This window comes from Pseudomonas sp. HMSC063H08, from assembly GCF_001813645.1.
GTDB classification, from domain to species: Bacteria; Pseudomonadota; Gammaproteobacteria; order Pseudomonadales; family Pseudomonadaceae; genus Pseudomonas; species Pseudomonas aeruginosa.
This window is the reverse complement of sequence record NZ_KV813633.1, coordinates 1142-1547: the sequence shown is the minus strand read 5'-3', so window position 1 is coordinate 1547 and position 406 is coordinate 1142. Positions and strand designations below refer to the sequence as shown.

1 protein-coding gene is annotated in these 406 nt (G+C 62.1%); it reads left to right on the top strand.

The features are described from left to right. Positions 1-110: 110 nt before the first annotated feature. On the top strand, positions 111-406 hold a 296-nt coding region (locus HMPREF2924_RS36740), incomplete at its 3' end, for a DnaB-like helicase N-terminal domain-containing protein (protein WP_305887157.1).

Genomic DNA, 406 nt, shown 5'->3' with positions numbered 1-406 from the left:
GGTTCGGTGATCATCGAGTCCGCCAAGGTGGAAGTGAAAGCGCTGGAGATCATCGGCGCGCCGGATGGCAGCGCAAGCACGTTCCTGCAGATCGGCCGGGAGGACTCGAAGTGAGTGTTCTGGAACTTACGCCGCCGCACTCCGTCGAGGCGGAGCAAGGGGTACTCGGCGGCCTGATGCTGGACAACGCGGCATGGGACATTGTCGGCGATCACCTGCAGAAGGAGGACTTCTTCCGGCATGAGCATCGGCTGATCTTCATCGCCATCAGCGAGTTGGCCGCGAAGGATGCTCCGTTTGATGTCGTGACTGTGTCGGAAGCGATCGAAGACCTTCCAGAAGCTGGCGGGCTGGCCTACCTCGGCCAGCTCGCCGACAACACGCCCTCCGTGGCCAATATCGAGGC